20 protein-coding genes are annotated in these 18,454 nt (G+C 61.8%); 8 read left to right on the forward strand and 12 right to left on the reverse strand.

All coding sequences use genetic code 11. The features are described from left to right. Positions 1-36 precede the first annotated feature (36 nt). Positions 37-411: a DUF6980 family protein gene (locus tag QM780_RS03975; protein ID WP_415069194.1), complete on the forward strand. Its 375-nt coding sequence runs from the start codon at positions 37-39 to the stop codon at positions 409-411. On the opposite strand, the gene QM780_RS03980 is transcribed toward QM780_RS03975, so the two are convergent. The 3 genes from QM780_RS03980 to epmA all read right to left on the reverse strand — a co-directional run bounded on the left by QM780_RS03980 (position 412) and on the right by epmA (position 3,149). Continuing rightward, on the reverse strand, positions 412-1,482 hold the full coding sequence (locus QM780_RS03980) for a lysine-2,3-aminomutase-like protein (protein WP_415069195.1): 1,071 nt from the start codon (positions 1,480-1,482) through the stop codon (positions 412-414). Then, positions 1,479-1,952: a GFA family protein gene (locus QM780_RS03985; RefSeq protein ID WP_415069196.1), complete on the reverse strand. Its 474-nt coding sequence runs from the start codon at positions 1,950-1,952 to the stop codon at positions 1,479-1,481. The genes QM780_RS03980 and QM780_RS03985 overlap by 4 nt, the downstream gene beginning before the upstream one ends. A gap of 147 nt (positions 1,953-2,099) precedes the next feature. Next, positions 2,100-3,149, reverse strand: coding sequence for an EF-P lysine aminoacylase EpmA (gene epmA, locus QM780_RS03990; RefSeq protein ID WP_415069197.1), 1,050 nt, complete (start codon positions 3,147-3,149; stop codon positions 2,100-2,102). Positions 3,150-3,302: 153 nt separating this feature from the next. Between epmA and efp the strand changes: the two genes are divergently transcribed. After that, positions 3,303-3,872: an elongation factor P gene (efp, locus tag QM780_RS03995; RefSeq protein ID WP_290986594.1), complete on the forward strand. Its 570-nt coding sequence runs from the start codon at positions 3,303-3,305 to the stop codon at positions 3,870-3,872. A gap of 58 nt (positions 3,873-3,930) precedes the next feature. On the opposite strand, the gene QM780_RS04000 is transcribed toward efp, so the two are convergent. The 7 genes from QM780_RS04000 to QM780_RS04030 form a co-directional block, all read right to left on the reverse strand. Then, complete coding sequence (locus QM780_RS04000) at positions 3,931-4,770, reverse strand: transglutaminase-like domain-containing protein (protein WP_415069198.1); 840 nt, start codon at positions 4,768-4,770, stop codon at positions 3,931-3,933. Positions 4,771-4,969: 199 nt separating this feature from the next. Further along, complete coding sequence (gene glp / locus QM780_RS04005) at positions 4,970-6,181, reverse strand: gephyrin-like molybdotransferase Glp (RefSeq protein ID WP_415069199.1); 1,212 nt, start codon at positions 6,179-6,181, stop codon at positions 4,970-4,972. 3 nt (positions 6,182-6,184) lie between these two features. Further along, the gene (gene moaC, locus QM780_RS04010; RefSeq protein WP_415069200.1) at positions 6,185-6,679 is read right to left on the reverse strand and encodes a cyclic pyranopterin monophosphate synthase MoaC; all 495 of its coding nucleotides are present in this window, start codon (positions 6,677-6,679) and stop codon (positions 6,185-6,187) included. Further along, positions 6,676-7,473, reverse strand: coding sequence for an indole-3-glycerol phosphate synthase TrpC (trpC, locus tag QM780_RS04015; RefSeq protein ID WP_415069201.1), 798 nt, complete (start codon positions 7,471-7,473; stop codon positions 6,676-6,678). Before trpC ends, moaC begins: the two co-directional genes overlap by 4 nt. Before the next feature lie 3 nt (positions 7,474-7,476). Further along, on the reverse strand, positions 7,477-8,475 hold the full coding sequence (trpD, locus tag QM780_RS04020) for an anthranilate phosphoribosyltransferase (RefSeq protein WP_415071966.1): 999 nt from the start codon (positions 8,473-8,475) through the stop codon (positions 7,477-7,479). A 54-nt stretch (positions 8,476-8,529) separates the two neighbouring features. Further along, positions 8,530-9,126, reverse strand: a complete 597-nt coding sequence (locus QM780_RS04025) for an anthranilate synthase component II (protein ID WP_415071967.1) — start codon at positions 9,124-9,126, stop codon at positions 8,530-8,532. A 128-nt stretch (positions 9,127-9,254) separates the two neighbouring features. Further along, a complete protein-coding gene (locus tag QM780_RS04030; protein WP_415069202.1) occupies positions 9,255-9,767 on the reverse strand; it encodes a SixA phosphatase family protein in 513 nt (170 codons plus the stop codon). A 110-nt stretch (positions 9,768-9,877) separates the two neighbouring features. Here QM780_RS04030 and QM780_RS04035 point away from each other — a divergent pair, with 110 nt between their 5' ends. Beyond that, the gene (locus tag QM780_RS04035; RefSeq protein WP_415069203.1) at positions 9,878-10,270 is read left to right on the forward strand and encodes a hypothetical protein; all 393 of its coding nucleotides are present in this window, start codon (positions 9,878-9,880) and stop codon (positions 10,268-10,270) included. A gap of 18 nt (positions 10,271-10,288) precedes the next feature. On the opposite strand, the gene trpE is transcribed toward QM780_RS04035, so the two are convergent. Both trpE and QM780_RS04045 read right to left on the reverse strand, forming a co-directional pair. Beyond that, entirely contained in the window at positions 10,289-11,830 is a 1,542-nt protein-coding gene (gene trpE / locus QM780_RS04040; RefSeq protein ID WP_415069204.1) for an anthranilate synthase component I, read from the reverse strand. A gap of 25 nt (positions 11,831-11,855) precedes the next feature. Beyond that, a complete protein-coding gene (locus tag QM780_RS04045) occupies positions 11,856-13,745 on the reverse strand; it encodes a SurA N-terminal domain-containing protein (RefSeq protein WP_415069205.1) in 1,890 nt (629 codons plus the stop codon). 218 nt (positions 13,746-13,963) lie between these two features. Between QM780_RS04045 and tpiA the strand changes: the two genes are divergently transcribed. From tpiA to QM780_RS04070, 5 genes are all read left to right on the forward strand, one after another. After that, entirely contained in the window at positions 13,964-14,740 is a 777-nt protein-coding gene (gene tpiA / locus QM780_RS04050) for a triose-phosphate isomerase (RefSeq protein WP_415069206.1), read from the forward strand. Next, a complete protein-coding gene (locus tag QM780_RS04055; RefSeq protein ID WP_415071968.1) occupies positions 14,740-15,372 on the forward strand; it encodes a hypothetical protein in 633 nt (210 codons plus the stop codon). The genes tpiA and QM780_RS04055 overlap by 1 nt, the downstream gene beginning before the upstream one ends. A 140-nt stretch (positions 15,373-15,512) precedes the next feature. Next, a complete protein-coding gene (gene secG / locus QM780_RS04060) occupies positions 15,513-15,902 on the forward strand; it encodes a preprotein translocase subunit SecG (protein WP_415069207.1) in 390 nt (129 codons plus the stop codon). 110 nt (positions 15,903-16,012) lie between these two features. Next, positions 16,013-16,582 (forward strand): hypothetical protein, encoded by a 570-nt coding sequence (locus QM780_RS04065; RefSeq protein ID WP_415069208.1) that lies wholly within the window; start codon positions 16,013-16,015, stop codon positions 16,580-16,582. 100 nt (positions 16,583-16,682) lie between these two features. Then, positions 16,683-18,311 (forward strand): CTP synthase, encoded by a 1,629-nt coding sequence (locus QM780_RS04070; RefSeq protein WP_415069209.1) that lies wholly within the window; start codon positions 16,683-16,685, stop codon positions 18,309-18,311. Positions 18,312-18,454 lie beyond the last annotated feature (143 nt).

The raw sequence follows: 18,454 nt of genomic DNA on the forward strand, positions 1-18,454 counted from the left end.
ACGGCGAATTCCTCCGATTGGGATGGAGAAGGGGTCGTGTCGCGAGCGCTGTTTCCGGGTCGTCGGGTGCTCTGGATGCCGTTGGAAGCGCAATGGCGGCCGCCGACTTGCGAGTTGCAACATTGCTGCGCCAGCATGGTCGATGCCCTGCGTTTCGAATGCAAGGAGCACGCGGATCCGTTCGCGTGTGGTGACTCGTTGGTGATCTACAATGACATCATGTGTGAGTACGGACTGATCATCCATGACGGCACAGCGTCCTATGTGCTGATCGACCGTTGCCCATGGTGCGGATCGCGTCTGCCGGCGAGCGCGCGAGATTTCTGGTTCGATCAGGTCGATGCGCTTGATCTGGAAACCGGTGCGGCGCCGCCTGAGCGATTTTTATCGTCTGCTTGGCGCCGGAATTGATCAGGGGGCGTCGGGGGCGGCGCAGGCGTCCTCGTAGGAATGCGTTGCGCCGTCGCGATCGGTAAAGACATGAGCGCCATTCTCTGAAAACACTGCCGCGTGCTCGACCGGAACCTTGCCGTGAGCGCCCGGCAAATCGAGAACGTAGGTCGGTAAGGCAATGCCGGAGAGGCGGCGGCGCAGTTCTGCCATCAGGCGCCGTCCCTCGGCCGTGGTGGTGCGGAAATGTGCGGTGCCGGGGGCGAGATCGCCATGATGAAGATAGTAGGGCTTAATGCGAAGCTCGACGAGGCGGCGCATCAGGTCTTCGAGCGTGTCGGCGCTGTCGTTGATACCTTTGAGCAGCACCGTCTGGCTCAAGAGTGGGATGCCCGCGTCTACGAGGCGGGCAATCGCGGCGCGGGCTGCGGATGTCAGTTCATTGGAGTGGTTCGTATGCAGACCGACAAAGACGGTCTGTCCGGTCGCCCTCAGCGCGTCGATGAGTTCGGGTGTCACCCGCGCGGGATCGACTACGGGTACGCGTGTATGCCAACGCAGCACTTTCACGTGCTCAATGCGGGAAAGAGCTTCGGTCACATCGCGGATCCGGCGCGGGGATAGAACGAAAGGATCGCCGCCGGTGAGGATAACCTCCCAAATCGCCGGCGTAGTCGAGATGTAATCGAGTGCAGCGGCGAGATCGGCGGCGGAAAGCGATTCTCCATTCGCCGGTCCCACCATCTCGCGGCGAAAGCAGAAGCGGCAATAGACCGGGCAAACGCTCGCGATTTTGAGCAACACGCGGTCGGCGTAACGGTGAACGATGCCGGGGACGGGACTTTTGACGCCGTCGCCGATCGGATCGGCGAGTTCGCGGGGATGCAACTCAAGTTCGCGCGCGCTCGGAACGAATTGACGGGCGATGGGATCGGAACTCACCGCGCGATCGATGGCGTTCGCGATGGCAGGCGTCAGAGCGATGGCATAACGATCGCCAACCTGACGTAAGGCGTCGGCGTCTTCGATGCGGACGAGGCCGGCATCGATGAGGTCGTCGACCGATGTCAGCTTGCGTTCGATCAGCGTCATTTGAGCGGCCAAACGTCGGTGTCGTGATCGGGATGCTGGTATGAGACGAGCGTCTTCAGAAAAGGCGCGGCATTGGGGTCATGGAGAGTTCCCTTGCGCGGCAGGTCGGGGATGGAGCGGGCGTAGGGGAGTTCGGCCTCGACGCCCCATTGTATGATCGGGACAATCGTCGAAGGATCGTCGAACGCGCCGATAGAGATGGCGACGCCGTCGGGGGCTTCATATGTCAAAGGCGTTCCGCAGTCGGCGCAGAAGCCGCGCGCCGCCGCATTCGACGACTGGAATTTCTTCCGCTCGCCGCGTGTCCAGGTCAGCTTCGCGTCGCGCACGCTGACGAGCGGCGCATAGAAGTTGCCGAATGCCTTCTGGCACATGCGGCAATGGCAAACGGAAGCGTCGCCAAGCGTGCCCTCGACGCGAAAGCGAACCGCGCCGCATTGGCATCCGCCGGTTTGAATTTCTTCGGTCATCTCATGCTCTCCCTCTCCCCATTCTCCTGCACTTTGAATGGGGAGAGGGTCGGGGTGAGGGGCCGTCGTAAGCCAGAGCAAATGGTTGCCCCTCACCCTAACCCTCTCCCCGCAAAGAACGGGGAGAGGGAATTTTGGTCATTCGGGTTACTTGCCCACTTCAGGAAATGGTGTCCATAGCACTTGATCTATGCGTTCGGCACCGGTGGCAAGCATAACGAGGCGATCGAAGCCAAGCGCGCAGCCCGACGCTTGCGGCATGAGGGCGAGCGCGGCGAGGAAATCCTCATCGACCGGATAACGCTCGCCGTAGATACGTTCCTTTTCCGTCATCCACGTTTCGAAGCGCCGGCGTTGCTCTGCGGCGTTCGTCAACTCTCCGAAGCCGTTCGCAAGCTCGACGCCGCAGACGTAAAGCTCGAAGCGCTCGGCTAAGGCGGGGTCGTGGGCGGTCGGCCGGGCGAGAGCAGCCTCCTTGATCGGGTACTCGCACAGGACCTCCGGCCGGTAGACGCCAAGGCCCGGCTCGATCTTTTCAACGAGCACCTTGCTGAAGATGTCCGACCACGTGTCGTCGGCCGCTATGCGGATGCCCTGCGCTGCGGCGAGTTCCGCGAGCTTGTCGCGATCGACCGAATTTGCATTCACCGTCTCGTGCAGCGAGATCTCCGCGAATTGCGCGAAGGCTTGATAGAGCGTCGTCCAATCGTAGCCCTTGGCGATATCGCACGGCTTGCCGCGATAGGACCATTGCGTCCTGCCGCAAGTGTCGGCGGCAATTTTGAGGATCGTCCCGCAATCTTCCCAGAGCACTTCATACGGCTCATTGGCGCGATACCATTCGAGCATCGTGAATTCAGGGCTGTGCAGACGGCCGCGTTCGCGATTGCGAAACACGGGAGCGAACGCGAAAATTTTCGTCTCGCCTGCCGCCAGCAACTTTTTCATCGCGAATTCGGGCGACGTGTGCAGGTAGAGCTCATGCCGGGAAAGGTCGGTGTCGATCAGTTCGGTGCGGAAGGCATGCAGGTGCGTTTCGTTTCCGGGCGAGACCTGCAGCAGGCCGGGCTCGACCTCGATAAAGCCTTCGGAAAGAAACCATGACCGTATCGCCGCCTTGATTTGGCCGCGGGCGATGAGAAACGGGCGGCGGTCGGCGTGGCGTTCTGGGCTCCACCAGGGAGAAAGCTGGGACATGCTCGCAATTTGGGCGTTTGGGACAGGCTTGCCGCACTTGGCGGCAGGAAACTAAGCGGGTAAGAGACGCGACAGATTCCCTGAAGGCTTCCGCCGGCCGGGCCGCCCTTTGAGGCGGGCGGCTCGCGCTTGGATTAGAACGGAGACGTACCGGTGGTAAAGGTTATTGCAAGCTCGGTCCGCAAAGGCAACGTGCTCGACCTCGACGGCAAGCTTGCCGTCGTGATGCACGCGGAAAATATCCATCCCGGCAAGGGCACGCCGGTCACGCATCTCGAAATGCGGCGGATCGCCGATGGCGTGAAGGTTACCGAGCGGTATCGGACGACCGATCAGGTCGAGCGCGCCTATCTCGACGAAAAGGACTTCAACTACCTTTACGAAGACGACATGGGCTACAACTTCATGCAGCCCGAGACCTTCGACCAGATCTCGATCTCGAAGGATGTCGTCGGCGACCAGGGCCAGTGGCTGCAAGAAGGCATGACGTGCCTCGTGTCGCTGCACGAAGGCAATCCGATCTCGATCGAGCTTCCGCAGCGCGTGACGCTCGAAATCGTCGAGGCCGACCCCGTGGTAAAGGGACAGACGGCGTCGTCGTCCTACAAGCCTGCCAAGCTGTCGAATGGAGCCCGCGTAATGGTGCCGCCGCACATCGGCGCCGGCACGCGCGTCGTCGTGATGACAGCGGACGGCTCGTACGTCGAACGCGCAAAGGATTAATTATTCTGGTTTGCGCCGGGCGGCTGCCTTACTAGCATCCGTCCGCCCGGCGCGATGCTCAAGCTGCCCGAGATGTCAGCTGCGTCGCCATTTGCGGCGCGACTTCCTCGCAAATAACTTTGAATTCGCTCAGATAGTGCGGGCCGAATGACGTGATCATCGCGACATCGGCGGCGTCGCGTCCGCGTGCGATGACGACACGGCCTATGCGCGGCTTATTGTGACGGGCGTCGAACGTCACCCAGCGATGGTCGATATAGGCTTCGAACCAGGCGCTAAAGTCCATCGCGGCGGGGTCCGGCGGGACACCGATGTCGCCCAGATAGCCGTTGACGTAGGCGGCGGGGATATTCAGGCAGCGGCAGAATGCGATCGCGAGATGCGCGTAGTCGCGGCAGACGCCAGTCTGCTCGTTGTAGGCCTCGAATGCCGTGCGTGTCGATCGCGCCGCCTGATAATCGAACTTGATGCAGTCGTGCACGAAATCGCAAATGGCTTTGACGCGGGCATAGCCCGGCGGCACCCCGCCAAACAGCTGCCACGCAATTTCCGTGAGCTGATCGGTTTCGCAATAGCGGCTGCCGCTCAAGAAGTGCATTGCGTAGTTGGGCAAATCAGCGATCGGTACTTCGCGCGCGCCGATTGGTGTTTCTTCAGGCTCGCCAGAGTCGCGAACGATCGCGCGATAGCTGACTTTCAGAGTTCCGGCAGGTGCAATGAGGCGTTGCGTGCGGTTGCCGTAGAGGTCGAGCCCGCGTTCGATCGGAATATCCGGCGTGATCATCGCATCTTCATGGATGAGATCGCGACGCCTGCTCGCGTGAACGTCAAGAAGCAACAAAAGCGGCGTCGGCGTAGCTACGTCGATGCCGATATCATATCCGATGTGAATGAGCATATGCGTACGCCCTCGCGACCAGGAAACGACTTCTGAACGTCACTCGATGCTGCAATGTTCCCGAAAAAACGGGCGTCGAAATGCACAAATATCTGGCAATCAATGAGTATTGGCGAAGTCTAGCCGATGGCTGCGAAGCAGGAACCCGACTTTAGTTCTGTCGGCTCATGCAGGCGATGCTGAAAATATGCTTACGCGCTCAGATATCCAATCTCAATACTTTGACGGTCGTGCCTGCCGCAAGCGCGGGCGCGTCTGCGGGAACAACGACAAGACAGTCGGCACGCTGCAGAGATTTGACGAGGCCGCTGCCCTGGTTCTTGAAGGGTGCTACGCGAGGAGGCGTGACGCTTAGATCGAGCAAGCCTCGCATGTAGTGCTCGCGCGGGCCGTTAGCCGGAACGGATTGCGACAGCACGGCTTCAAGTTCATCGAACGGCGTTTCGCGGCCGAGCAGTCGGCCGATGAGCGGCACAAGAAAGACGCGCGCACAAATCATTGCGGAAACGGGATTGCCCGGTAGCCCGAGGCAGTATTGCCGCTTTTGATCGGGAGTGCGCGTTCCAAAGAACAGCGGCTTTCCCGGACGCATCGCGATTTTATAGAAATCGAGCTTGGCACCGGCGCTTTCGAGAGCCGGGCGGACGAGATCGTGATCACCGACAGAAGCGCCGCCGCTGGTGACGAGGATGTCGGCCCCGTCGGACGCCGCAATGAATTCTTGCAGCGAGGCGAGCGAATCCCGCGCAATGCCGAGGAAACGCGCTTCGGCCCCAGCGGCCTCGATGACGCCGGAAAGTCCGTATGCGTTCGATCCGGAAATCTGGCCCTCGCCCAGCGGCAGCCCCGGCGTTACCAGTTCATCACCGGTCGAGAGGATCGCAACAACGGGCTTGCGAACGACGGCGAGTTCGCCGTAGCCGGCTGAAGCCGAAATGAGAACGTCGCGGGCGGTGAGGATGCGGCCCGGTTCGACGAGACGTTCGCCTTTGACGAAATCCTGGCCCTTGGTGCGGATGTTTGCACCGCGTGCTGCATTTTCGAGGACAGTTACGGTCTGGTCCAACGCCGTAACGTTTTCCTGGATAACGATGGCATCGGCGCCGTCGGGGAGACGTCCACCGGTAAAAATGCGAACGGCTTCTCCCTGGCCAAGTGTGCCTGAGAAAGGCCGTCCCGCGCCGGATTCGCCGATGACTGTCAGGGTAGCGGGCACACTCGCGATATCCTCAGCGCGGAGGGCATAGCCGTCCATGGCAGAGGCATCGAAGGGCGGATTATCGACTTTCGACGTCACGGGCTCGGCGAGCGTACGGCTGCGCGCATGAAGCAAGCCGACCCGTTCGGGCGGAAGTGTTGTGGCGCTTTCCAGGATGTGTTGGAGCGCGACCGGGACGGGCAAAAGGGCCATGCTTTAGCCGCCTGCCGGGCGCGCACCGGCTTTGTAAGCGCCCGACTTGCCGCCTTCCTTTTCGAGGAGACGCACGCCGGCGATGGTCATGCCTTTGTCGGCGGCTTTCAGCATGTCGTAGAGCGTGAGGCAGGCGATGGAGACAGCGGTCAAGGCTTCCATTTCGACGCCCGTCTGGCCGGAGACCTTCACTTGTGACGTCACGCGTATGCCCGTCGGCTGATGGGAAAGTTCAAAATCGACAGTCGCCTTGGTGATCGCGAGCGGGTGGCAAAGCGGGATCAGTTCATGCGTGCGTTTTGCGGCCATGATGCCGGCGATGCGGGCTGCGGCGAGGACGTCGCCCTTTTTCGCTTCGCCTTTTTCAACGAGGGCAAGCGTTTCGGGCTGCATCGAGATGAAGCCTTCGGCAATGGCGTGGCGCGACGTGACCGCCTTGTCGGACACGTCGACCATGCGCGCATCGCCCTTGGCGTCGATGTGGGAAAGTTTGCTCATGGCGCAGGCGCGAGCAGGGTCTGGGTGGCGATGGTTACGTCGGGCTGGCGCATCAGGCTCTCACCGACGAGGAAGGTGTTGACGCCGACTTTGGCGAGGCGCGCAAGGTCCGCGGGCGTGAAAATTCCGCTTTCGCCGACGACGATGCGGTCGGAGGGAACCTTGGGCGCGAGCTTCTCCGTCGTCTCGAGCGTTACCTCGAATGTCTTCAGATTGCGGTTGTTGATGCCAATGAGGCGGCAGTCGAGCTTCAACGCGCGATCCAGTTCCTCGGCGTCGTGAACCTCGGCGATGGCGTCCATGCCCCAGTCCTTCGCTGCGCTGGCGAGATCATGGGCGGTCGTGTTGTCGACTTCGGCGAGAATGATGAGGATGCAATCGGCGCCCCAGGCGCGGGCTTCGGCGACCTGATAGGTGTCGATCATGAAGTCCTTGCGGAGCACGGGAAGCGACGTCGCTTCGCGGGCAGCGGGCAGGAACTCCGGCGCGCCCTGGAAGGAGGGCCGGTCGGTCAGCACGGAAAGACAGGCGGCGCCGCCGGCTTCATAGGCCTTGGCGAGCGCGGGCGGATCGAAGTCGGCGCGGATCAATCCCTTCGACGGCGACGCCTTCTTGATCTCGGCGATGAGTGCCGGTTTTTTCTGTGCGTGCTTGGCTTCGATGGCGCCGGCGAAAGAGCGCACGTGCGGCGCCGAGCGGGCATATTCCGCAATCACGCGTAGCGGCTTGATGGTTTTGGCGCGGGCGATTTCCTCGCGCTTATAAGCGGTGATCTTGTCGAGAATGTCGGCCATGGCTCACACCCGCTCGTTGGTGACGGCGACGAGCCGGTCAAGCGCACGCGAGGCGCGGCCGCTGTCGATCGAGGCCTCTGCCTTCTCTATGCCTTCCGCCAAGCTCTCGGCCTTGTCGGCAACGACCAACGCGGCAGCCGTGTTTAAAAGCACGATATCGCGATAGGGGCCAGGCTCGCCTTGAAGGAGCGCGTGAATGGCTGCGGCGTTCGTCGCGGCGTCACCGCCTTTCAGCTCGTCGATGCTGCTGCGGGCGAGGCCCGCGTCTTCGGGGGAGAGGTCGAAGGCGTAGATGTCGCCGTCCTTCAATTCAGCGACATGGGTGATGCCGGTCGTCGTCAGTTCGTCCATGCCATCGGCGCCGTGCACGACCCAGGCATGCACGGATCCGAGCTTGCGAAGCACTTCGGCGATCGGCTCGACCAGCTTACGATCGTAAACGCCGAGAACTTGCCGTGTGACCTGCGCCGGATTGCAGAGCGGTCCGAGCAGATTGAGGATCGTGCGGAGACCAAGATCGGCGCGGATCGGGGCCCATGTCTTGAATGAGGGGTGATAGAGCGGCGCCCAAAGAAAGCCGACGCCGGCATCGGCGATCGCGCGTGAGACGATGACGGGCGGGACGTCGAGCTTGACGCCGAGCGCGGTCAGAACGTCGGAGGCGCCGGACAGTGATGTTACGGCGCGATTGCCGTGCTTGGCGACGATGGCTCCGGCGCCGGCGGCGACAAACGTTGCGGCAGTCGAAATGTTATATGTGCCTCGGCTATCGCCGCCCGTTCCGACGATGTCGATGGCACCCGGCGGCGCGTCGACGGTCGTCATGCGGCCGCGCATGAATTTCGCAGCACCGGTGATTTCTTCTGTCGTCTCGCCGCGGACGCGAACGCCCATCAGAAAGGCGCCCATCGCAACCGGCGGAGCAATGCCCGACATCAGGAGATCGAGGGCCTGCTGCATACCCTCGTCACCGAGCGTTTCGCCATCGGCGATCCGGTTCATGAGGCGCTTCAGCTCGCGTGCCGGATTGGCGAGGGTTGAGGTTTCGGTCACGGCTCAGGCCGCCTTGCGGCTTTTGGGGGTCAATCCCGCAAGCTCGAGGAAGTTTGCGAGAAGCGCGTGGCCTTGCTCGGACGCGATGCTTTCGGGATGGAACTGCACGCCGTGGACCGGGTGCGATTTATGCTGCAAACCCATGATCAAGCCGTCGTCGGTCTCGGCCGTCACCTCCAGGCAATCGGGAAGAGTGGCGCGGTCAACGATCAGCGAGTGGTAGCGGGTGATTTCGAAGCGCTTCGGCAGGCCCTTGAAGATGCCTTTACCGGTGTTGGTGATCGTCGACAGCTTGCCGTGCATCGGCGTCGGCGCACGCACGACGTTGCCGCCGTAGGCCTGGCCGATGGCCTGGTGCCCGAGGCAGACGCCGAGGAGCGGAATGGTCGGTCCGGCTTTTTTGATCAGTTCGAGGCAGACACCAGCCTCGTTGGGGGTGCAGGGGCCAGGCGAAAGCACGATGGCGTCGGGCTTGCGGGCCAACACCTCGTCGGCCGTGACCTTGTCGTTGCGGATGACGACGCTCTCGGTTCCAAGCTCGCCCAGATAGTGGACGAGATTGTAGGTAAAGCTGTCGTAGTTATCGATCAGGATCAGCATATTGGCCCTTGTCTGCCGAAATCCGCTCTTCACGCTGCCCTTCTAGCAGACGATGATCGGGGCGCGACACGGAAAAATATGGCGATCGGGGCCGGTGATTCAACGTAAAGAGCGGGCTGGCGGTCGCTTCAGGCGCGTTCGCGCGGCGTCAGGAAGGCTTCGAGACGGCCGGAGCTTGGAGCGAGGTCCCGCCAGGAAGCCTGCTCGAACGAGAAAACCGCCAGAGCGGCGGTCGGAAATTTGTCTTCCAGGCGTGAAATCGATTTGGCGTCGCCGGTACCGGTCAGAAACAGCGCGAGGCTGTGCATGCCGGGATTGTGGCCGATCATCAGCACTCGCTTAACGCCGGTGGGAATGTCTTTCAGCGATCCGAACAGGGTTTCCTGGCTTTTGAGATACAACTGATCGTCGAACTTCACCTCGGCGCCCTTAACGAACGGTGCGATGAGATCGAGCGTCTGACGGGTGCGCTTGGCGGACGAGCAAAGGATCAGATCGGGGACGAAGTTCAGTTCCTTGAGGGCGGCTCCCATCAGGGGGGCCGCTGCCCGGCCTCGATCGTTCAACGGCCGATCGAAGTCATCCATGTTGGCATCGTCCCAGCTCGATTTGGCGTGGCGGAGGAGGGCGAGTGACAGCATTGCGGCCTTGGGCTGGCGTTGCGGGATGATCGGACCTTATAGCAGGCCAATCGTACCGTTAAGCTGTAGGCCATAGATTCGCGCTGGCGTGATGACAAGCTCCATCGTCCATGGATTACCTTTTAGCGCCGGTTTTTTGGGTTTTTGGTCTTCTCGCCAGCATCGTCTGGTGGATATTCGTGCAGATTCTCTGGATCGTGCTGTGGCTGCTTTTGCCGCTGGCGATCCTGGGATTTGTTGCGCTGCGCGTGGCCGAACGCGTGCTGGGCCAAGAGAAAGTCAGAGCCTGGGTCAAGGTCCGTACGCAGAAGTACGGATCGTCGGCCTCGAAGCGGTTGCAGCGTCTGGTCTTCGCTCTCGGTGTCCTGCCGATCCGCGTGCTGTTCTGGTTTCCGATCTATGCAGTGTGGCACAGCATCGTCAGCCTGCTGTGGCGACCGAAGTGGTCGCCGTGGCAACGAGCGTGGGCGAAACGCTGGAAGGCTGCACCGAAGCCGCGGTGACGTGCAAGAGCGACGACGTCAGCGACCTGAACGCGGAACGTTCGATGAGCGTGAGGCGAAGCGCACGGCCTCTTCGGCGGCGCGGACAACGGCCATCGCCTTATTGATGCACTCCTGCTGCTCGTTTTGCGGAATGCTGTCGTAAACGATACCGGCGCCCGACTGGACGTGGATCATTCCGTCTTTGAGGATCGCGGTTCGAAGGACGATGCAGGTGTCCATTTCTCCGTTGGCGGAAAAATAGCCGACACAGCCGGCGTATGGTCCGCGCTTTGCCTTTTCGAGTTCAGCGATGACTTCCATGGCGCGGACTTTCGGCGCTCCGGAAACGGTGCCGGCGGGAAAGCCCGCCATCAGCGCATCGATAGCGTCGTGGTTCTTCTCGTCCAGCCTGCCGACCACGTTCGAGACGATGTGCATGACGTGGCTGTAGCGCTCGATGATGAATTTGTCGGTGACGGTGACGGAGCCTGGCTCGGAGACGCGGCCGACGTCGTTGCGGCCGAGGTCGAGCAGCATCAGATGTTCCGAGCGCTCCTTCGGATCGGCGAGCAAAGCCGACGCGAGCGCTTTGTCTTCGGCGTCCGTCGCGCCGCGGCGCGCGGTGCCCGCGATCGGGCGAATGGTGACGACGCCATCGCGGGCGCGAACGAGAATTTCGGGCGATGATCCGACGAGTTGGAAATCGCCGAAGTCGAGATGGAAAAGAAACGGCGACGGATTGAGACGTCGCAGGGCGCGATAGAGCGCGAACGACGGCAGCTCGAAGGGTGCTGAGAAGCGCTGGGACAGCACGACCTGAAAGATGTCGCCGGCTTTGATGTATTCCTTGGCTTTATCGACCATCGCCATGTAGTCGGCGGGCGTTGTGTTCGAGCGCGGTTCCTGAAGCGCAAGATTGGCGGACGCGGCGCCGGGAACGTGCGCGAGGGGTGCTTCGAGCTGAGCGATGGTCGAAGCGATGCGCGCGAGCGCCGCGGCGTAGGCGTCTTCAGCCGGAATATCCGGGTGCGGCCGGACAGGCGTCACCAGGATCATCTCGTCCTTGACGTTGTCGAAGATCAGCATCAGCGTCGGCCGGATGAGGATTGCGTCCGGGACGCCGAGCGTGTCGGGCTTCATTTCCGGCAGGTTCTCGATCAACCGCACGGTGTCGTAGCCCATGTAGCCGAAAATCCCGGCGGCCATCGGCGGCAGGGATTCCGGCAAGGCGATCGCGCTCTCCTGCAGCAGGTTGCGCAGCGATTGGAGCGCGGGCCTGTCATCGCGCTGATAGGCAGCGGGGTTTGCTTCCGGAGAGTCGTTGATCTCGGCGGTGTCGCCGTTCGCCTTCCAGATCAAGTCCGGTGCGAAGCCGATGACGGAATAGCGTCCCCGGGCGGAGCCGCCTTCGATCGATTCAAGCAGGAAGCTCATCGGGCGGCGATCGCCGAGCTTCAGGAATGCTGAAACCGGCGTTTCAAGATCGGCGATGAGGCGCGTCCAGACGACCTGGGGTTTTCCCGCATCATAGACGCGCGCGAACGCGTCGGCCGCCGGATGAATTTCGGTCGTGGACATGGCCGGATTGGCGTTCACATCAGCCTCACTCGTCGCTAACACCAACGACCGATTTGAGCTCGGCTTCGTTAACGGACGTCCCGAGGCGCTTCTTAAGGGCTTCGGTATATTCGGTGATCGTCTGGTTGGTCAGCTCCTGCGCAAGCTGCTTATCGAGTTCATCGGTTTCGGTCAGAGACGGCGCGGGCGCAGGGATGACTTCAGCGACTTGGAAGACGGTCTCGGTCGTGCGGTCGGGCGACTCGCCATAGCCGGCCCTGCCTTTGGCCAACGCGAAGGCTTCCGTCACGACAGCCTGCGAAAGGCTTGGCGGAATGGTCTTGCGCGTGATGGGATCGGTCTTCTCAACCTTGTTTTTCGCTTCTGCCTCGATGGCGGTCATCGGCTCGCCGGCGTTGACGCGGGCCGCAAGCTTTTTTGCAAGCTCGTCGATGAGGCGATGGCGTTCGGCGGTCACATAGTCGGTCTTCACCTGCTCCTTGACCTGCTCGAAGGGCTTCTGCTTCGGCGGCTCGGTGGAGAGCACGTTCACCCAAGCGAAGCCGTCGTCGCCGAGTTCGATGCCGGCGTCGTCATTGTTGCTGTCGGGTGCGAAGGCGCGCGAAATGATCTTGCGGAGGTTGGGCGTCTCCATCACCGGCTTGCCGTCCGGCGCAAGGCCGGTTGCGTCAGTCGCGGGGATCTCCTGGAATGAAATCTTCATGCTGTCGGCAATTTCGTTCAGGGATTTGCCGGCGATGCGATTGTCTTCGATTTCGTCGTGCTTGTTCTGAAGAGCGGACTTGGCTTTTTCGGTCGCGAGCTTGTCGCGAACTTGATCCTTCACGTCGGCGAGCGTGTGGGTCACTCCGGGCACGATCTGGGTGACGCGCAGAATGACGGTTGCAAAACGGCCTTCGACGACGTCGGAAAATTTGTCCTTCTCAAGCGAGAAGGCGACGTCGGCGACTTTCGGATCAATCAAAGCCTTCTTGGTGATGAGGCCGAGGTCGACGTCGGTGTCCTTGGCGCCGGCTTCCTTCGCCACATCGGCAAACGTCTTTGTGCCGTCTCGAAGGGCTTTCAGGGCGGCTTCGGCGGTCGCCTTGTCCTTGAAGGCGATCTGCTGAATGCGTCGCTCTTCCGGAGTGTCGTAAGTCGCCTTCGTGGCTTCGTACGCCTTGGCGATCTCGTCGTCGGTGACGTCGATCTGCTTCTTGAGATCGTCGACGCTCAGCGTCAGCACCTGGATCTTGCGATACTCAGGCGTCATGTATTTGATTTTGTCCTTGTCGTAGGTTTCCTTCAGCTGCGCGTCCGTCGGGTCGACGACAGTGACCGCGTCCGGATCGATCTTCACCCATTCGATGACGCGCTTTTCCTGGTTGTAGGCGTGCATCAAATCGAAGAGCGGCTTCGGGATGGTTTGGCCCGAGACGAGCGAGCGGATAATCGCTCCGCGCAGTTCGTCCTTGCGACGCAGGGCAAGGAAGCCACGCTCGGTCAAGCCGATCTGCTGCAGCAATGCATCGAAGTTCGGTTTGGAGAATTTGCCGTCGGTCTGGAAATCGGGGTCCGACTGCACGCCTTCGACCAGGGTCTTGTCGGAGAGTGCCAGTCCGAGCTTATCGGCGTGGGCCTCCACGGCAGCTCCCGCCATCAACTGGCCGAGAACGCGACGGTCGAGGCCAAAGGCATGGCCCTGCTCGGCGGTGATGCGCTGGCGCGCCTGCTGCGAGAAGCGGTCGAGTTCCTGCTGATAGGTGCGGCGGAATTCTTCATCCGTAATCGGGGTGCCCCCAACCTTGGCGATGGCTCCGCGCCCCCAGCCGTTGAAGACGTCGTGCACACCCCAAATGCCGAAGCTCAGAACAAGCAATCCGAACAGCAGCTTGGCCACCCGGGTCTGGGCGCCGCGTCTGAGAGCTTCAAGCATGGATAATCGCGTCCCGATTGTGGAAGCGTGACGCTGGCGCGGGAATGCGTAGGGTCAACGAGCTTCAGATGATAAATGCCCGCGCGGGGCGGGCCGGATGGCGGTGATATGAAGCGCAGCCCGTTTCGGATTGCAAGGGTGCCCGGGTTGAGGTTACGGAGTGTTCACCGGGGAATGCCTCTTGGGGGAGGCGCGGCGTCCGCAACACGAGGCACGGCATGGGGAACGCAGGTCGCGAAATTCGGCCTCTGGTGGCAGGCAACTGGAAGATGAACGGCCTCAGGGCGAGCCTCGCTGAAGCAGTGGCCGTCCGGGACGCGCTCCTGGGCCCGCTGGCGGCGATTCCGGCCGACGTGATGATCGCCCCGCCCGCCACCCTTATCGCCCCCTTTGCACAGTCTCTGGGGCCGCAACCGGTGCTTCTGGCGGGTCAGGACTGCCATGCCAAGCCGTCGGGCGCCCATACGGGGGATATTGCCGCCGAAATGCTTAAGGATGCCGGCGCGTCGGCCGTTATCGTCGGACATTCCGAACGGCGTGCCGACCATGGAGAGACGAACGCGCAAGTCAGAGCCAAAGCAGAGGCCGCCCATCGCGCCGGGCTCATTGCCATCGTTTGCGTCGGGGAAACCAAAGACGAGCGACTCGCTGGTTCGACGCTCGATGTGGTGTGCGGGCAACTCAAGGGGTCGCTGCCAAAGTCATCGGCTGCCGCGAATACGGTTGTTGCCTATGAGCCGGTCTGGGCGATCGGAACCGGCCTGACGCCGACTGCCGACGACGTGAAGGAGGTTCACGGTGCCGTTCGCGCCGTGCTCATCGAGCAATTCGGTGCGGAAGGCGCGAACATGCGCATTCTCTACGGTGGGTCGGTCAAACCGGACAACGCGGTGACGTTGATGGCTGTGGAGAACGTCGACGGTGCGCTGGTCGGTGGTGCAAGCCTCAAAGCGAGCGATTTTCTCGCCATAGTTCGAACGTATGGTGGCGCGTGATGCTATTTGCCCGCCGCGCCATACTTGCTGCCGCCTTCTGCTTCGCGTCGGCCCATGCGTGGGCAACCAAAGCGAAGCTCGATTCCGAGACCTGCGATTCCCTGCGGCTTGAGCAGATCAAGTTTCGCCAATCAGGCATTCTCGATGATTTAAACAAAGGCGCCGCTTGGGCAAAGGCGAACCTGTCCGCGGAGCGGCTGCGCGATATCCAGCATTACTTGGAACTCGACGAGCAGGTTCAATTCGGCTGTCGCGACGCCAAGATCACGGTTGAGGCGAAGCGTGCCAGCGAGGCGGCGGCCCGGATCGAGATCAATTCCGATGCCGATCCGACGGCGCCGATCGCGAAGGATCCTCCGAAGCCCGGAGCGGCGGCCGCCAAAAAAGATGGTCCTCAGAAGGCGACCAAAAAGGCCGCTCATAAGGGTAAATCGGCCAAGGCTTCCAGCGGGAAAGATTCGAAGGCCGATCGCGTGCCTGAGCCGTCGGCGAGCCCCGCTCCAGCTGTTGCCGCTTCCGGTGGAGGATCCGGGGAGGCGTCAGCTTCCGGCGGGGCTGCGGACGCGCAAACGCCGTCTCTGCCGGCGTTCGGGTTCGGCGACACGACGGTTTTTCCTCAATCATCGCCTTGAATTGGCTGAGGAACCGTCCGATCTGACAGTATGAGTTAGGCGCTTGACGCGCCGTCACGATGGGGGCTGGAACCTCGGCCAAGGGTGGTGTATAGGCCGACCCCTGCCGGGCTTTCCGCCCGCCTTTGGAACCGGATTTTATGGCTACCGTCCTTCTCGTCATTCACTTGATGATCGCTACCACTCTCGTGGGCGTTGTTCTGCTTCAGAAATCAGAGGGCGGCGCGCTTGGCATTGGTGGAGGCGGTGGCGGTGGTTTTCTAACTGGACGCGGAACGGCCAACCTGCTGACGCGGACGACGGCGGGCTTGGCAGCGGCCTTCTTCACAACAAGCATCCTTTTGACATTGCTTGCTAATCATTCGGTCCAGCGCGGTTCGGTGTTCGATAGTACGCCAGCGGCGACGGCGCCGGGCCCGGGCGCGACCAAGCCGGCAGAGGGTGACGCCAGCAAGCCCGAAGCAGGCCGTGGTGGTATCCTGGACAAGCTTGAGACGCCGCGCGCGCCGCTCGTCCCGCAAAACCAGTAGTGTGACAGCAACGCGCATTTTTTGTGCGTTGTCTGCGCTTCCATACCGTGAGGTCTGGACCGCCCAATTTTTCCTTGCAAATGTGCGCGGGGGTTGGGGGGATCGACGTCATGGCAAACATCGGCTTTGGTGAAGTGCGGCGCGCGGCGCGGCTTATGGCAATCCTCGGGATGACGTTGGTCGCGGCTCTGTGGCTCGCGGGCTGCGGAGCAACGGTCGGCGATCTCGCGACGGCTTCGGTGACCGACTATACGCAGGCGAATGTTTTCGCCCCGGCCGGGTACAATATTTCCAATAATGCCGACGGCAGCATTCATGTCACGGCGGCGGGTTCGCCGAGCACGCCCTCGGATAGATTGACGAAAATCGCCCTGGCGGCTGCCGCCGATTACGGCAACGAGCAGCACCAGAAGACCTTCACGGCAACGCCGCCTCAGACCACGTTCAAGTGCGGTAAGACCAAGACGACCGACAAAGGCAATGTCATCGCCATCAAGCCTATCGATCTGCGTGTGGTCTCAATCGACGTCACCTACGGTCGCGACGGGATTGCCCCTGCTGCGCGGAATTCCAAGGAGACGGCCGAGCAGCTGAAGTCAGAGCTTCAGACCGACACCGTTCCGCCCGATGTTCAGGCCGCCTCGACCCAGGAAGTCGCGCAGCAGTGCGGGCGGACCTGAGCCGTTTGCCTAGGTTCTGAGGGTTGCGACCTTTTCTATTGGTGAAGGTGCAAAAAAACCGCTTCCGAATCCGGGGGCTGCTGTGCCAGAACCAAGGCCCATGCAGCGGTATATCTTCATCACCGGCGGCGTGGTCTCCTCTCTCGGCAAAGGCCTCGCGTCCGCCGCTCTCGGCGCGCTCCTACAGGCTCGTGGCTATTCGGTTCGGCTCAAGAAACTTGATCCCTATCTGAACGTCGATCCGGGGACCATGAGCCCGTATCAGCACGGCGAGGTGTTCGTCACGGACGATGGTGCCGAGACGGACCTCGACCTCGGCCATTATGAGCGGTTCACGGGCGTTCCGGCGAAGAAGTCGGACAACGTCACGACAGGGCGCATCTATCAGGACATCCTCGCGAAAGAGCGGCGGGGCGATTACCTGGGCGGCACAGTGCAGGTCATTCCGCACGTCACCGATGCGATCAAGAATTTCGTGCTGTCCGGCAACGAGGACGTCGATTTCGTCCTGGTCGAGATCGGTGGCACCGTCGGCGACATCGAGGGCTTGCCGTTCTTCGAGGCGATCCGTCAGCTCGGCAACGAACTGCCGCGCGGTGCGTCCGTCTTCATTCATCTGACGCTGATGCCCTACATTCCGTCGGCTGGCGAACTCAAGACGAAGCCGACGCAGCATTCGGTCAAGGAACTGCGGTCGATCGGCATTCAGCCCGATATCCTGCTGTGCCGCTCGGATCGCGATATCCCGGTCGGAGAGCGGAAGAAGATTGCGCTGTTCTGCAACGTTCGGCCGGAAGCCGTCATTCAGGCTCTCGACGTGGCGTCGATCTACGACGTTCCACTGGCGTATCACCGCGAGGGGCTCGACCGCGAGGTGCTGGCGGCGTTCGGCATCACGGGAGCGCCGAAGCCCGACCTTCAGCGCTGGGAGACGATCTCGCGCGCGGTCGCGCACCCCGAAGGCCAGGTCACGATTGCGATCGTCGGCAAGTACACGGGCCTCAAGGACGCGTACAAATCGCTCAACGAGGCGCTGGTGCACGGCGGCATCGCGAACCGCGTCAAGGTCAAGCTCGAGTGGATCGAAAGCGAAATTTTCGAGCGCGAGGACCCTGCTCCTTATCTCGAAGGTGTCAACGGCATCCTGGTGCCCGGCGGCTTCGGCGAGCGCGGTTCGGAAGGCAAGATCCTGGCGGCGAAGTTCGCGCGCGAGCGGAGGGTTCCGTATTTCGGAATTTGCTTCGGCATGCAGATGGCGTGCCTCGAAGCAGCTCGCAATCTCGCTGGCATCAAAGAAGCGAGTTCGACGGAGTTCGGCGAAACGAAAGAGCCGGTCGTGGCGATGATGACCGAGTGGATGCGCGGCAACGAACTCGAGCAGCGGCGCCAGGGTGGCGAACTCGGCGGCACGATGCGGCTTGGAGCCTATGAAGCGCTACTGGCGGAAGGCAGCAAGATCGCAAGTATTTACAGATCGAACGACATCTCGGAGCGCCATCGGCACCGCTACGAAGTCAATATGCGGTATCGCGCCGATCTGGAGCGGGCGGGATTGCGCGTCGCCGGGACGTCGCCGGACGGCTTGTTGCCGGAGACGGTCGAATATCCCGACCATCCATGGTTCATCGGCGTGCAGTATCATCCGGAGCTGAAATCGCGGCCGTTCGATCCGCATCCGCTGTTCGCGAGCTTCATTGGCGCGGCTGTGGAGCAGAGCCGGTTGGTTTAGTTTTCAGTCGTCATTCTCGGCGGGGCGTATGCGAACGCCGGGAAGCCAGCAAAAATTCCATCGCGATATTGAGCCTTCGGCGCGTCTTGCGCTCGATCCCAAGCCTTCGATGCAGCTTTGCTGCGCTCGGCTGAGGATGACGG

The sequence above is a fragment of the Hyphomicrobium sp. genome (genome assembly GCF_047600905.1).
Taxonomy (GTDB): Bacteria; Pseudomonadota; Alphaproteobacteria; order Rhizobiales; family Hyphomicrobiaceae; genus Hyphomicrobium_B.